Genomic DNA, 15,351 nt, shown 5'->3' with positions numbered 1-15,351 from the left:
GAGAAAATGCGAATCAACCACAACATCGCGGCGTTGAATACGTATCGGCAGTTGACGACCAATACGACGAACGCATCCAAATCGATTGAAAAACTTTCGTCTGGCCTCCGCATCAATCGCGCCGGCGATGACGCCGCAGGTCTTGCGATTTCGGAAAAAATGCGCGGCCAAATTCGCGGGTTGGAGCAAGCGAGCCGCAACGCTCAAGACGGCATTTCGCTCATCCAAACGGCAGAAGGAGCGTTAAATGAAGTTCACTCCATCCTGCAACGGATGCGCGAGCTGGCGACGCAAGCGGCCAACAGCACGAATACACAAGCAGACCGCGAGCAATTGCAAAAAGAATTCAATCAACTGACGTCTGAAATCAACCGGATCGGCAATACGACGGAATTCAACACGCAAAAATTGCTGAACGGCAATGTGAGCGGCGCGAGCCCGATTAAACTGCAAATTGGGGCGAATACAAATCAATCGTTTGAAATTAAAATTTTCGACATGCGCGCCCAAGCGCTTGGATTGGCTGGCGCATCTGGTGCATCTGCCAACAATATCGGTGCAGCTACTACGTCAAACGGTACATCCGTATCCTCCGTATTGTCTGGAGGCATCGCGAATGCGAAATTCGCTGGAGGAACAGCTAACAAGTTAACAGACGTCAGCAATACAGGCACTGATGAATATGCTCTAGACATTATGACCTTCAGCGGCGCGACAGCCGCCATTTCGAAAATCGATATCGCGATCAACACGGTTTCGACGGAGCGCGCTCGCCTGGGTTCGTACCAAAACCGTTTAGAGCATACGATCAACAACTTGGATACGTCGGCAGAAAACTTGACGGCAGCGGAATCGCGCATCCGCGATGTCGATATGGCGAAAGAGATGATGGAATTTACAAAACAAAACATTCTCACCCAAGCGGCCCAATCGATGTTGGCTCAAGCGAACCAACAGCCGCAAAGCGTGCTTCAGCTGCTGCGATAATCGAAAAAATCAAGGCCTCTTCTCGGTCGATCGAGAGGGGCCTTCTTTATTTTAAGGCTGGCGATTGAATGGAACATGCCGTTAATCCTCCACCCCCTCACGCAGGAAGCTTCTCTAATCATCGATTTCGTAAAAATGTTTAATGTTTTACAAGATATCGATTGGCATTATTTTCTCCTACCATTCGCTTCAGATTGACAAAAATCGTCCGATAATAATGGTAGAAGATGTCGAATCATGACCGACAAATCTCGTTTAGGAGAGTGCGCGACATGCAGCTCAACATTTTCGGACAAACATTTGAATATCGGAATGATCGCACAGAGCTTGACGCGATGTTCCAACAAATTTCCCGCATGGTTTCCGAGGCGGGGAGGCAATTGAGTCATCTCGTCATCGATGGCGTCGAAGTGTATGACGATGTTGAGACCTATATCGAAGAGCGAATCGATTCCATCCGCACCATTGACGTCGTGGCGGTGACGATGGAAGAATACATACGCGATGTGTTCCAGACGATGCATTCGTATTTGATGCGCTCCTTGCCAGAGATTGAGCGCATCATCGATGAATTTTATCAAACCCCTTCCGAAGATACATGGGTTCGATTTGAGCAAATGCTGGAAGGAATCCAATGGATCGACCAAGCGCTTTATTGGCTTGCTGAACATCGGAATGATATGATTGATCGTCAGACGCTCGTCCGCATCCGGGAGACGTTGGCGGAGTCATTGCGGCAATTGCTTCAAGCTGTAGAAGCAGACGATGCGATTTTTATAGCGGATCTGATTCAATATGAGATCAAGCCGTTATTGAAGGACATCATGGAACACGTTAAAGTCAATGTAGTGAACTAAACGCAGACAGCAAAGGCAGTGAAACGAGTTGAGCATCTACACCGGAAAAAAGATCTTGATTATTGGCGGTACAGGAACGATTGGACAACATTTAACAAAAACGCTGCTACACTACGAGCCAAAAGTCATTCGCATTTTTAGCCGCGATGAACATAAGCAGTTTGAACTGGCGCAGCAGTTTAAACATTCTAATGTGCTTCGTTATTTAATTGGTGATGTTCGCGACGAAGCGCGCGTGCTGCGTGCGATGGAAGATATTGACTATGTGTTTCATCTTGCCGCGATGAAACATGTTCCCGCTTGTGAATACAATCCGTTTGAAGCCGTGAAAACGAACATTATCGGCACGCAAAATGTCATTCAAGCTGCTTTGAACGCAGGGGTAAAAAAAGTGTTATTTACAAGCACGGATAAGGCCATTTCGCCAACGAACACGTACGGTGCAACGAAATTGGCGGCAGAACGTTTAATCGCGGCGACAGAGTATCAAAAAGGACCGAAGCAAACCATTTTTTCAGCAGTGCGGTTTGGAAATGTCATGGGCTCTCGCGGTTCGGTCATTCCGTTGTTTAAAAAGCAGATTTTAGAGGATCGAGAAGTGACCGTCACCAATATGGACATGCTTCGTTATATGATGACGCCGTCGCAAGCCATTTCTCTCATTTTAAAAGCCAATGAACTGGCCGTGGGCGGAGAAGTGTTCGTGCTGAAAATGCCAGTGGTGGCGCTAAGGGATTTAGTTGAGGTGATGATTGAGGAAGTCTCAAAAAAATATCACATTACCGAAACGATTAAAATCAAAGAAATTGGGTTGCGTCCAGGGGAAAAAATGTACGAAGAGCTCATGACGGAAGATGAAGCACATACGGCATGGGAGACAGAAGACATGTATGTGATTGGTCCTCCTTTCGGATGGAAACCGCATGCCTATCCGAAGGAACTGAACATCCGTCCGTGCTACAATCCGTTTCAAGGCGAGATGATTGATAAAGAAACGTTGCGCCGTTGGATTTTGGCAGAAGGCTTAATATGAGGGGAAACTGTGAGTGATCGGGAGATGAACATGATGTTGTTGGCAGAGAATCGGCAATTTTTGCAAACGAACTACCCAGCCATTTGGCGACTATGGAATCGCATCGTACATGAGCAAGCGGGGCAGCCATATGAAATGATCCCATCCCATGTCGGGTTGCCGACGATCCAAGTTCAGGCAAACGGCCGCCCTCTGTATTTGCACAGCAAATACAACCCAGAGCAAGAGGCAGAGCGGCTTGTTCAACAATGGAAAGACGAGATCGGGAAGCATGACCACCTGTTCTTTTACGGGATCGGTCTCGGGTATCATGTTGAAAAAATCTTGTCCATGTTTCCCAATAAGGTATTTACGATTTATGAACCGAATCCATGGGTCTTTTTTCACTTTTTATCGTATAAACGGCTCACGGAATGGCCGTTGCAACGGCTTCGCTATCTGTATGTGGAAACGGACGAGACTTCGCGCAAGCAGTTTTTTGCTGAGTTTGCGAACGCGCTGGAGACGAACGTATTGCTCATTACGCTGCCGAGTTATGAGCGCATTTTCGCTCATCCATTTCAACAATTTGTTCGCCAGTTTCGTGACCTCATACAGTCCAAGCGGATCAATTTGGCAACAGAATGGGCCTTCAGCAAACGGTGGACATTAAATAGCGTCATGAATTTGCCGACAACGCTGCGGTCGGCCAGCATCTTCAGCAAAAAAGAGTATTTCCGCTCCAAACCGGTCTTGCTCGTCGCCGCCGGCCCGTCGTTGCAAGACGAATATGACAACCTCCGTTATATTAAAGAAAAGGGGTTGGCTTACATTTTTGCTGTCGGATCGGCCAATCGGGCCTTGGTGGCCAATGGCATCCTTCCCGACGCCGTTTGCACGTACGACCCTCAGGCCCATAACTTTGCCGTTTTTTGGGACATGATTGACAAAGGGATTGACGCGAACGTGCCGATGATTTACGGTACCAGCGTCGGCTATGAAACGATTCAAAAATATAAAGGACCAAAATTTTACGCCGTCACATCCCAAGATACGGTAACGCCATATTATTTGGACCATTTGGACCGAAACGAAATCATTGATGATGCCTTCTCGATCGCCATCATTACATTGCAAATATTGGCGAAGTTGGAGGCGAATCCTGTCATTCTCGTCGGGCAAAATTTTGCCTTCCGCGACAACTACTATTATGCGAAGGAGATTAAACGCGGAGAAAAACAAACCGCTGAGGTGCTCGAACATGAGCGACACGGCCTCATGCAAGTGAAGGACGTATACGGCCAGCTGATTACAACGAATGAATCGCTTAACCAAATGCGGCTGTTAATGGAACACTATATTCAGACGTATTCCCATATCGAAGTCATCAACACAACAAAAGGCGGCGCCCAGATCTCGGGAGCTCCCTTTATCCCGCTGGAGGCCGTCATTCAAACCCGTTTGACAGACGAAGTCGTGGATGCGAACTGGCATGCCAGTCAGCCATCCAACACAGCCCAAGCGGTGGAAGCCAAGATCGAGAACATGAATCGAGCCATGGTTGACTTCATCAAAGGATACCAAGAAATTGAAGCGATGCTTCATGAATTGGAACAAGCCGCTCAACGGCAGAAAGAAGAGAAATTGCCCAAATTATTCGCCCGCTTTGATGAGAAGTTTCGCCGTTGGACGAAAAATGATTTTTTTGACGTATACGTCCGACCTGTCGTTCGCGTCGATACCGAACTATTGCAAAAAGAAGCACAGGCGATTCGAGAAGAACAAGATCCGAAGATGAAAGCAAACAAAGTGGTTCGGTCATTTCGCCGCTATTTGCATACATGCCAGCAAGCGTATAACGAAATCGCGCCATTCGTGCAAACGTATCTGCATCCCGCATTGAAGCGAAAGGACTCTGGATGGAAGAGATATGAAAGCACGTCTAGCGCATTTCACTATAGCGGCCAATGGCGCAAAAAAGAAATAAAAATTCAAAAACAGCCGTCAATGGAATCTGATGTGATCGCCGTGTATTATGAGACGAATCAAGCAAATGCAACCATAAAATTTAAGTTTAAAGGGACGGCGATTCGGGTGATTGGGGCAAGGCATGCTGATTGCTCGGATCAGATTGAGATTGCGATTGATGGGTATAAAGAAAAGTTCTCGGCAAAAGATAAACGTTTTCCCTCCTTATTTTCACCGTTTTTTCAGGAAGTATTGTTTGAGAAAAGCGGTTTAAAAGATGGTATACATGAGGTTGAAATTGAACTGCAGAATGCAGAAAGATTTATTTTTGAAGCGATTGAATTGCAAGTAGATGGAATTGTGCTCTTGCATGCGAATGAAGAAGGTCAATTGGAGGGATTTGGAATGAATAGGCCCATTGCTTATCTTGGAGATTTCACCGTGTTAACGAGATTATTAGAAGGCCCAAAGATTTATTTAGATACTAGGGATATAAGCATTTCTCCCCACTTAATTCTCGATGGATATTGGGAACAATGGGTTTCCAATGCATTTTTGAATAGCGTTCAACCTGGTATGACAGTTTTGGATATTGGTGCCAATTGCGGATATTATACACTCTTGGCTGCTATGAAGGTAGGGCCTAAAGGTACTGTACATTCTTTTGAGCCCAACCCTTTCCATCATAAGAATATTTTAAAGAGTTTGGCCATTAATGGCTTTAATAATACGTATCTTCATAAAGTGGCACTGAGTGATAAAAATGGGGAGATTGATCTTTATGTTCCTGCCCCTGAAAATATTCCAGAACAATTATATACAGGTTCGGCCAGTCTTTTTAAGTTAGAAGAGCTCGATGATTTTAAAATCGAAACAATAAGAGTGCCGGCCGTGGAACTCAGCAGCTATTTACCTAATTTGTCAGTAGATGTTGTGAAGTTGGATATTGAAGGAGCAGAGCCACTCATTATGGAAGGATTGTTCGGGATTATTGATAACTCGAATGAGATGGAGATATTTATGGAATATTTTCCAAAGAGATGGATTGCACAGGGACATGACCCAGAACCGATCTTGAACCGATTCTTGGACAAGGGATTCCATTTTTTTGTGATTAATCATGATTGTAGTATTCTACCTGTCGGAGTAGAAACATTGATTTCTTTAAAAGATCAGGACAGCTATTTCGATATTAAAATTGTAAGAAAAATGGAAAGGTAATTTTTCCTTGAGTGATGTAGGCAAGCCTATGCCTATAGATGTAATTTTAAATTTTAACATTTGCATTTTTTTTGAACATTCAGTCGAGTGTCGGGTGGCCAAATAATCCTGCTTTCAGATCCATGCATGGGTCTGGAAGCGGGGGTTGTTCGATTTTCCGTCACGCCCTGGCTTGCCCCCGACAGTCGAAAATGGGCAAACCGCTTTTCCGTCAAGGATATGTTAAACTTCTTCGTTGCATCTATATAGGCTCATCATCTATTTGGCTTTGAAAGCAACCATAATTTATGTTGCTCAAACGAAGGTTTTATCAATTGTATTTGAGGCGAAGGGTCAACTTGTGTGTTTCAGGGAGTGGATAATTATGGAATGCAATTATCGTGATCGAGAGATGAAGAATGCGTTACAACATGTTTGTAGAGAATTGCAAAACATTATACATTCAAGTTTCGATAAAATACATTTCTCTGAATTAAAGGATTGCCAAAGCATACTTATCATTAGGTCAGCGAGCATTGGAGTTTTAAGGGAATTTATCTCGAAGTTAGATAATATTAATAATAGTATAAAGAAATATGTTATAACAAGTTATACTAATAAAGATGAACTGGAAGAATTATATGGTGATAGTGTTGAAATTATAGAGTATATTTATAATGGAAATTATGATGTTAGTAGGTTTGATGAAATATTTGATTATTTAAATCAGAAATTCTTTGATAAAGTGGTTGTTCTCTACAACAATCGTTTCGGAACAGGATATGAAAATGTTGAAGAAATTGTAGAGAGAATATCGCCTGACGTTTACTATGCGTTTAACAGTTATATGGAATTATATAAAGTTAATAACTTAACTTTAAAGAAGGAGAGTATCCAATTATATAGACAAATTTGTAATTGGTACTGGGAATATTCAGGAGTAGGAAGGAAGTGATTCAATTGATCAAAATAGGGATAGATTTGAGAGTCTTAGATAGTCTTAATATTACTGGTTTGGGAAGGTATGCTCTAAATCTTACACAAGAATTGATTAAATTCGAAGAGGAAGAATATTATTTAATTGGTAATGTGCATCGCAGTGAATTGGAATGTGCAAAAAAAATTAAGGTTCCCGTAGAATTGCCATATGGAGATATGGAGTTTGCTAATAAATTGTTATCTCTAATAGGCTATGTAGAAGACTTGGACATGATTTTCTCGCCTTTTTATCCGCTTCCTGAGAGAAGGAATTTTAAAGGAATCGTTACTATACATGATCTTATTCCACTTAGGCTTCCAGACATATTTAATAATACGAGCATCTATGATTTTTATGATATATATATGCGCGATTGCGCAAAGCATGTTGACCATATAATAACAGTTTCAAATTCAACTAAACAGGATATTATGGAACTTTATGAAATAGAAGAAGAGAAAATTTCAGTTGTTTATTTATCTAGTCATTTTAAATCCTGTTTCAGTAATGAAGCTGATGGGACAACACAACATCATACCTTAATGAAATATGGAATAAGCCAGAGCTATATATTGTCTATATGTACTTTGGAACCGAGGAAAAATCTAAATAGATTATTAAAGGCGTATGAAATTATTAGAACTAACCTAAAGGAAGAGCTCCATTTGGTTTTTGTAGGTGGACTTGGGATGAGGTCTGAGGAGCTTATAAGGGAGATTGAGAAAAGTCAATTCAAGGATAGTATTATCATGACAGGATATGTGCCAGATGAGGATTTGCCGATTTTATATAGTAATGCTGAGGTATTTGTGTATCCTTCCTTATATGAGGGATTTGGACTGCCAGTGTTAGAAGCCATGGGATATGGTGTACCGGTAGTAACTTCTAATGTATCATCTCTACCCGAAGTGGGCGGGGAGGCAGCGCTTTATTGTGATCCCTATGATGTTGAATCAATTGCTTATACAATAGAGAAGGTCTTATTATCCCCGACTTTACAAAAACAATTGCGCGAAAAAAGTTTAGAACGGTCAAAGCTATTCTCTTGGGAAAAGACAGCCCTGCAAACCAGAGATGTATTTTTGAAGTGTTTCAATGAATCATAAAAGTTTAAAGAGGCATGTTGCAAAAACGCCTAATATGTATGCATAAAGGTGCGTAAAAATCCATTTTCCTTTAGAAATCAATTTTTAAGCTTGCGGATGTTTCCCATGTATCGACCTTTTATTTTTTAATTTTTCTTGTACAAACTTTAGCCAATATGCTTCGATATCGGAAAGAATAGTAGAAGAAAAATTAGAGGAGTTTGACGGATGCAGATATTAGAAATAACAACTATTCTCAAAAGTGGTTCAGGGTTAGTCACAACCCGTATTGCTCAAGGACTTAAGAAGCGTGGGCATGAGGTGGATGTTATTTCTACAGGGAAAATTGATGGTTTGTCTGATTGGGATGAATTAATTGATGAGTTGCAAAAAAGTGGAATTGGTCATTTTCAGATGAATTTTTTTAAAAGAGAGCACGAGCGGTTTTGGCCGGAAACCCAAAAGCTTGCCAAGTTATTGAGTGAGAAAAAATATGATATTATCCATGTACATGCAGGGGTGCCGGCATTCGCTACTCATGTAGCTCGTAGGACAGCAAATGTAAATATTCCTGTAGTAGCGACCTTTCACAGTTGGTCCCCAATCAGACCAGAATGGATGAACATTGCTGATGCGTGGGCATTCAATGAGTGTGACATGGTTTGCTATGTTTCACATGCCTATCGAAAGTATGGACAAAGCAAAGGAATTCATGCCCCAACATCCGTTATTTATCCAGGACTTTGGTTCAACCCTCAACCATACATAAATAAAAAACATGTGATTAGGGAAAAAATACGTAAAAAGTATGGACTGCCAAAAGATGCGAAAATTATTACGCAATTGGCGGAAGTGTACGAACGAAAAGGTCAGCTAGATTTAATTCGAGCTATGCAACAAATATTTGACTATGATAACAATACTTATCTTCTCCTTGCTGGTAATACGACAGATTATCCTGATTATGTGCAATTGCTTCAAGAGGAAATTCGAAAATTGTCTCTTGAAAATAAGGTTATTTTTACTGGATGGGTAGAGGATCCATATGAAATTGTTGCGGCAGCAGATTTATTTGTTTTTCCATCATATAATGAGGGACTTGGTTTAGCAATTTTGGAAGCAATGGTGTTGGAGATTCCAGCTATTTTTTCAGAAATTGAAGGTACATTAGATATTAAAAATATCGTCGGCAATGATGGATTAGGTGGGTTTGCCCCGGGAGACGTTCAAGCAATTGCTGAACGAATCAAACAAGTGATGAAAATGGATAAAGAAGTGCTTGAAATAAAAGTAAAAAATGCAGCAAACAAAATTTCGAAAATATTTAATTTTGACTACACAGTGGTTGAGTATGAAAAGTTATTCAATCGCTTGGTCGCTGATTTCAGGTAGGTGAACATTAATGAAGGTGATCCTTCTTTCCGGCGGCTCTGGGAAACGGCTTTGGCCGCTTTCGAACGATGCGCGGGCAAAACAGTTTTTAAAAGTTTTAAAAACGGAAGATAGTCAACTAGAATCAATGGTACAGCGTGTTTGGCGCCAACTGTCTTCTGTTGGCTTAGCTAAAGAATCTTTTATTGTAACCGGAAAAGCACAAGTCGACATGTTACAAAATCAATTAGGATATGATGTGCCAATTATTATTGAACCGGAACGAAGAGATACGTTTCCAGCAATTTCGTTATCTTCTGTTTATCTTTCAGATGTTGTTGGATTAAGCGAAGAAGAGGTAGTTACTGTTTTACCTGTTGACTCATACGTGGATGATAAGTTTTTTGAAAAAGTCAAAGAACTAGAAAAGATCGTTAATCAATCAGATGCGCAATTAGCGCTTATTGGAATCAAACCGACATATCCATCGACCAAATATGGTTATATTGTGCCACATGAAGAGGGCGGCAATTATTTTCGGGTAAAGAGTTTTGTAGAGAAGCCTTCTGAACATGAAGCGGCAAAGTTGATTGAACATAATGCCTTATGGAATGCTGGAATTTTTGCATTTCGTTTAGGGTTTTTGTTAGATCTATTAAAAACTAAAGGATATCCTACAGAATATGAAACATTTGTTAAAAAATATTGTATGCTTACAAAAATCAGCTTTGACTATGAAGTAGTGGAAAAGACGGAAAATATTGTAGCACTTTCGTACAATGGGGAATGGAAAGATCTTGGTACATGGAATACGTTGACGGAAGAGATAGATGATTTTGTTCTCGGTAAAGGAATTATTAGCGATGATTGTGAAAATACGCATTTAGTCAATGAGTTAGAAATTCCTGTTATGGTACTTGGCTTGTCCAATGTTGTTGTTGCTGCAAGTCCAGATGGAATTTTAGTGGCGGATAAAGCAGCCAGTCCACGCCTAAAGGATGTAGTTGGTAATTTTAAACATCGTCCGATGTATGAAGAGCGCCGTTGGGGTTGGTATCGTGTGCTTGATTATACAAAATTAGACAATGGGAAAGAAGTATTAACGAAACGAGTTCGTCTCTTGGCTGGCAGAAATTTAAGCTATCAAATACACTATAAGCGAAGTGAAGTGTGGACGATTATTTCAGGAGAAGGGGAGTTTATTTTAAATGGTGAATTGCGAAAAGTTCAAGAAGGAGATGTTTTGCAAATCCCTGTGGAAGCAAGGCATGCGATGAAAGCAATTACTGATTTGGAATTTATTGAAATTCAGAGAGGAGCAGAACTAATTGAAGAGGATATTGTTCGTTTGGCAATGACATGGGATGATATTTTATCACATGTGGAATATATCGGTACTAACAGAAATGTGAAGTAATAAAATATTGAGTTACAATTTTACAAATATGAAAAAAACTCGTGGTGCTAGTTGAACGCTAACGCTCGAATGGGAGCCTATTGCTTTTGATTTTTGGCCTGACCTGCAGGAACAGAAACGTGTTCTTGCATGGAGATTCTCCTTTGGTATGACAGGCTACGCTTTCATTCTGCAGGCAATCCGCTAGACAAGGACTATTTTGATGCTGGTTCAAGTTTATCTAGCACCACGGGTATTAGTCAATGTTTTTGTACCAGCTTGAGGTGTCTTATGATTTACAGTGGGTATATTTTTGACCTCGACGATACCCTATATTGTGAACATGATTACGTAAAATCAGGATTTTGGGTCGTGGCGAATGAGTTGGCGAATTATCGATTGGATATAGATGTAAGTGAAATTTACGAAATGCTCATTGATGAGTGGAAAAGAAATGGTCGCGGTCGAGTGTTTGATGAAGTATGTAGGCGATTAGATATCGATATGGATATTTCACATTTAGTTCGTCTTTATCGTGGACATGTTCCTAACATTTCTTTATATGATGATGCTAAGAAATTAATTTTCTATTTAAAAGAAAAAGGAAAAAAGTTAGGGATTATTACCGATGGAAATTCAACGATGCAATGGGCCAAAGTGAAGGCGCTTCATTTAGAGAAGCTGTTTGACTATATTATTGTCACTGGCGATTTAGGGGAGGAACATTGGAAACCTAGCGAGACTCCGTATCGAAAAATGGTTAAACATTTGCATTTAGATTTTGCCGATTGTGTATATATAGGAGATAATCCAAACAAAGATTTTATTACCGCTAAAAAACTAGGCATGGGGACCGTTCGTATCGTTCGCGATGTTGGTGATCATATGCAAACGAGGCTTTCCAGAGAATATGAAGCGGATTATTTAATTTATTCGTTAACTGAATTAATTAAATAAGAATGAACAAGCTGGTGATAGAATTGTCACTAGCTCTTTTTTCTATAAAGCGAAGGGGTGATATGTATTAATGTATTAGTGACAAGCATTTCGAAGAAAATACCGATGCTGCAAGCTATTCAACAAGCGATGCTGAAAATGGATTCTTCTATGGTTTTGATTGGCGCCGATATGAATCCAAATTGTATCGGTCGATATTTTGTTCATGAATTTTGGGAAATGCCTTCTTTGAAAGATGTGGAAATCGAAGAGTTTATTTCAGTCTGTAAGAAAAAAAATATTCGTTTTATTATACCGACAAGGGATGGCGAACTTCGTTATTTTGCGTTCCATCGTCGATTATTTGAGGAACATGGGATTTCCGTCATGGTTTCTGAGCCAGAAGCTATTAAAGCTTGTCTTGATAAACTTCGCTTTTACAAAGTTTTAACTGAAAATGGTTTTCCTGCTATTCCGACTTCCTTATCGGCTCAAGAATTAAGATGTAATAATTATGTCGTAAAAGAACGTTACGGAGCTGGAGCGAGAAGCATAGGGATTAATTTATCAAGAGAAGAGGCAGTATTGCACGCTAAGAAATTAGAAGACCCTATTTTCCAACCATTTATTCAAGGCATTGAAATCAGTGTTGATCTTTATGTTACCCGTACAGGGGACGTTAAAGGAGTAGTAGCGCGAACAAGGGACAATGTCGTAAACGGGGAATCGCAAGTAACGACAACGATAAAAAATGAAAAGTTAGAACGTATGTGCGGGGATATTGCTAAATGTTTAAAATTATATGGTCATGCTGTAATGCAAGTTATAATGGATAATAAAGGAGATTTTCATATTATAGAGTGCAATAGTCGTTTCGGAGGAGCTTCCACGTTAAGTATAGAAGTCGGTTTAGATAGTTTTTATTGGTTTTTTCTTGAATCACAAGGAAAAAATTTGGATGATTATCCTTTCATTCGTTCAAAAACTGAAAAAAGACAAATAAGGCATCCAACCAATTTGATCATAGATATCAGGGAAGAGGAGGTATAACGTTGAAAACTTTGATTATCATCCAAGCCCGCATGGGGTCGTCCCGTTTGCCCGGAAAAGTATTAATGCCGCTTGGGGAGACGGTGGTGCTAGATTATGTTGTTTCCAGATGCCAACAAGTGAAGCAGGTAGATGAGGTTATTGTCGCAACTTCTGTACTGCCGCAGGATGATGCGATTGAATCGTGGTGCAAACAGCATCATGTTCCGTGCTTCCGCGGATCGGAGGATGACGTGCTTGCGCGCTATTATGAATGTGCAAAACCTTACCAGCCTGACTATGTGATTCGTGTGACGGCGGATTGCCCGTTTGTTGATTATGAGCTGGCGGGTCAAATTATTGACGTGATGAAGTCTGAACCATCTGATATCGTGATTGTGGAAGGAAATTTGCCTCGGGGCCTAGTGGTTGAAATGATGTCATTCTCAGCTCTCAAATACATATACCATCATGGAAAAGAGCCGCGCCATCGGGAGCATGTGACGTATTATGCGTATGAGTTTCCGGATGAATTTCAGCGCACATATATTCAAGCGCCAAGGGAGATTCAGCATCCTCAGTTGCGCATCACACTCGATACTGAAGAAGATTATCAATTATGCAGGGCAATTGCAGAACATTTCAAAGGAGACCGACTTGTTCGTTCACGCGAGGTCGTTCGTTTTTTGCTTGATCATCCTAATGTAGCACAAATCAACGCCCATGTTCAGCAAAAGCCGGTGGTGTAAAGGCAGGAAATGTTCTCATTATAGAATCAATATGAATTTATATTCAAAAAGCTGGGGAGGATCGATGTGAAAAGAAATGCCTTACTATGTTTTGTAGATGGAATGAAAAACAATGAGGAATTTGACAAGTTCCTTAATCAATTTGAAGATCTATATAGATGCAACGAAGAAGTTTAACATATCCTTGACGGAAAAGCGGTTTGCCCATTTTCGACTGTCGGAGGCAAGCCTGTGGCTTGCCTCCGTCACGCCTTGGCGTGACGGAAGACCGAACAACCGCCTGCTTCACAGGCCCATATATGGGTCTGGAAGCGGCGTTGTTCGGTCGCCCGACAGTCGATCAAATACTCGGGAAAAACTACAAATGGTAAAGCTTCAAATTGCATCTATATAGAATTTGAGATGCATGTTTTAAATGGGGTTGTGGAGAATCGTGTCCAACCGCATGATCTCATCCCTATTATTGAAACTGTCTTGGCAAAAGAGATAAAAATGCATGACCTGTATTTTCTAACGAATATTGAAGATTTTTTGGTTCATCACCAAAAGATGTACTTGACTTTTTAAAGACAAACATGATAGCAATGTTGCTCAAATGAGGTGTATGATATGAAAAGGAAAATTGCTATTTTGGTTTTCTCTATCATGAGCGTCTTTCTTTGTCAAGTGCATTTTGTGGTGAAGAGCCGATGATCTAGAAGACACAGTAAAATTTGGAGAGCAATCCATGATGAATATTTTATTTCGTGTCGATTCATCATTTCGTATAGGCACCGGCCATGTTATGCGCTGTTTGACATTGGCGAGGATGCTGAAAGAAGCCGGTTGTACGGTGTATTTTGCGATGAGGATGGGGCCAGGGGATTTGTGTGATGAGGTGGAACACGAGGGGTTTCCTGTGTTCCGTCTTGCTTACGATGGGCCTGTGATTCAGGAAGTGGATGCACAACGGACGATGGATGTCATTCGGCGGTTGCTCCAACCGATCGACTGGTGCATTGTCGATCATTATGAGCTTGATCGCCGCTGGGAAGAAAACGTGAAAGCCTATGTCGGTCGTGTGATGGTGATTGATGATTTAGCTAACCGACCTCATCAATGTGATATTTTGTTGGATCAAAACTATTACCAACAGGCGCAACAGCGGTATCATGGACTTGTGCCATCCGGTTGCCGTCTGTTTTTAGGCCCACAATATATGTTGTTGCGGCCGGAATTTGATGAGGCTAGACGATATGCACCGATTCGCAACGGACAAGTTCGGCGGCTGCTCTTGTTTTTTGGCGGGAGCGATCCGACGAATGAAACGGAGAAAGCATTGCATGCTTTAAAGGAGCTTGATTTTCGCCATTTGGACGTTGATGTTGTAGTAGGGAAAGCCAACTTGAATCGCGTTCACATAGAATCAAGGTGTCGGGAAATGGGATTCCACTATTATTGTCAAATTGATTACCTTGCCGAACTGATGGCAAAGGCGGATTTTTCGCTTGGAGCTGGCGGCGCAGCGATGTGGGAACGTTGCTTTCTCGGCTTGCCCTCTGCGGTGACGGTGGTGGCGGAAAATCAGAGGCAATCGACGGAAGAGGCCGCTGCATACGGAGCGGTGTGGAATGTCGGCTGGCATGCGGATGTAAAATCGGATGACTATGCCGATATTGTATATAGAGCGATGACTTCATCGGAACAACTGAAGCGTATGAGCCGCAAAGCATTCGAATTGGCGGGAAGTATGAGAGAATATACTGTACACCCTATCGTCGAGGCATTATTGGAGGGATGATT

Annotated in this window: 12 protein-coding genes; all 12 read left to right on the top strand. The window is 41.4% G+C overall.

The annotated features are described in order from the left end of the window. Positions 1–6 precede the first annotated feature (6 nt). Complete coding sequence (locus LG52_RS15825; protein ID WP_044732665.1) at positions 7–987, top strand: flagellin; 981 nt, start codon at positions 7–9, stop codon at positions 985–987. A 272-nt stretch (positions 988–1,259) separates the two neighbouring features. Further along, positions 1,260–1,844: a hypothetical protein gene (locus LG52_RS15820; protein ID WP_044732664.1), complete on the top strand. Its 585-nt coding sequence runs from the start codon at positions 1,260–1,262 to the stop codon at positions 1,842–1,844. A 28-nt stretch (positions 1,845–1,872) separates the two neighbouring features. Beyond that, entirely contained in the window at positions 1,873–2,877 is a 1,005-nt protein-coding gene (locus LG52_RS15815; protein ID WP_044732663.1) for a UDP-N-acetylglucosamine 4,6-dehydratase family protein, read from the top strand. Positions 2,878–2,910: 33 nt separating this feature from the next. Next, positions 2,911–6,045: an FkbM family methyltransferase gene (locus LG52_RS15810; RefSeq protein WP_156135648.1), complete on the top strand. Its 3,135-nt coding sequence runs from the start codon at positions 2,911–2,913 to the stop codon at positions 6,043–6,045. 364 nt (positions 6,046–6,409) lie between these two features. Beyond that, positions 6,410–6,979 carry a hypothetical protein gene (locus LG52_RS15805; protein WP_156135647.1) on the top strand — a complete coding sequence of 190 codons (570 nt, stop codon included), beginning with the start codon at positions 6,410–6,412 and terminating at the stop codon, positions 6,977–6,979. After that, positions 6,976–8,109, top strand: a complete 1,134-nt coding sequence (locus LG52_RS15800) for a glycosyltransferase family 4 protein (RefSeq protein ID WP_052524542.1) — start codon at positions 6,976–6,978, stop codon at positions 8,107–8,109. The genes LG52_RS15805 and LG52_RS15800 overlap by 4 nt, the downstream gene beginning before the upstream one ends. A gap of 207 nt (positions 8,110–8,316) precedes the next feature. Then, positions 8,317–9,480, top strand: coding sequence for a glycosyltransferase family 4 protein (locus tag LG52_RS15795; RefSeq protein ID WP_044732661.1), 1,164 nt, complete (start codon positions 8,317–8,319; stop codon positions 9,478–9,480). A gap of 10 nt (positions 9,481–9,490) precedes the next feature. Continuing rightward, a complete protein-coding gene (locus LG52_RS15790; RefSeq protein ID WP_044732660.1) occupies positions 9,491–10,876 on the top strand; it encodes a sugar phosphate nucleotidyltransferase in 1,386 nt (461 codons plus the stop codon). 270 nt (positions 10,877–11,146) lie between these two features. Then, positions 11,147–11,812 (top strand): HAD family hydrolase, encoded by a 666-nt coding sequence (locus LG52_RS15785; protein ID WP_044732659.1) that lies wholly within the window; start codon positions 11,147–11,149, stop codon positions 11,810–11,812. Positions 11,813–11,869: 57 nt separating this feature from the next. Next, on the top strand, positions 11,870–12,841 hold the full coding sequence (locus LG52_RS15780; protein ID WP_331436734.1) for an ATP-grasp domain-containing protein: 972 nt from the start codon (positions 11,870–11,872) through the stop codon (positions 12,839–12,841). Positions 12,842–12,843: 2 nt separating this feature from the next. Continuing rightward, positions 12,844–13,569, top strand: a complete 726-nt coding sequence (locus tag LG52_RS15775; RefSeq protein WP_044732658.1) for a cytidylyltransferase domain-containing protein — start codon at positions 12,844–12,846, stop codon at positions 13,567–13,569. Positions 13,570–14,296: 727 nt separating this feature from the next. After that, complete coding sequence (gene pseG, locus LG52_RS15770; RefSeq protein ID WP_231584482.1) at positions 14,297–15,349, top strand: UDP-2,4-diacetamido-2,4,6-trideoxy-beta-L-altropyranose hydrolase; 1,053 nt, start codon at positions 14,297–14,299, stop codon at positions 15,347–15,349. The last annotated feature ends 2 nt before the right edge of the window (positions 15,350–15,351 follow it).

It is taken from the genome of Geobacillus kaustophilus (assembly GCF_000948285.1).
In the GTDB taxonomy this organism is placed as follows: domain Bacteria; phylum Bacillota; class Bacilli; order Bacillales; family Anoxybacillaceae; genus Geobacillus; species Geobacillus thermoleovorans_A.
The sequence above is the reverse complement of the archived record's forward strand: the minus strand, read 5'-3'. Positions and strand labels throughout refer to the sequence as shown.

Excerpts from the sequence above, each read along its gene's own strand:
- LG52_RS15790 (WP_044732660.1), top strand. The coding sequence starts at position 9,491 with ATGAAGGTGATCCTTCTTTCCGGCGGCTCTGGGAAACGGCTTTGGCCG.
- LG52_RS15825 (WP_044732665.1), top strand. The coding sequence starts at position 7 with ATGCGAATCAACCACAACATCGCGGCGTTGAATACGTATCGGCAGTTG.
- LG52_RS15810 (WP_156135648.1), top strand. The coding sequence starts at position 2,911 with ATGTTGTTGGCAGAGAATCGGCAATTTTTGCAAACGAACTACCCAGCC.
- LG52_RS15805 (WP_156135647.1), top strand. The coding sequence starts at position 6,410 with ATGGAATGCAATTATCGTGATCGAGAGATGAAGAATGCGTTACAACAT.
- LG52_RS15820 (WP_044732664.1), top strand. The coding sequence starts at position 1,260 with ATGCAGCTCAACATTTTCGGACAAACATTTGAATATCGGAATGATCGC.
- pseG (WP_231584482.1), top strand. The coding sequence starts at position 14,297 with ATGATGAATATTTTATTTCGTGTCGATTCATCATTTCGTATAGGCACC.
- LG52_RS15795 (WP_044732661.1), top strand. The coding sequence starts at position 8,317 with ATGCAGATATTAGAAATAACAACTATTCTCAAAAGTGGTTCAGGGTTA.
- LG52_RS15785 (WP_044732659.1), top strand. The coding sequence starts at position 11,147 with ATGATTTACAGTGGGTATATTTTTGACCTCGACGATACCCTATATTGT.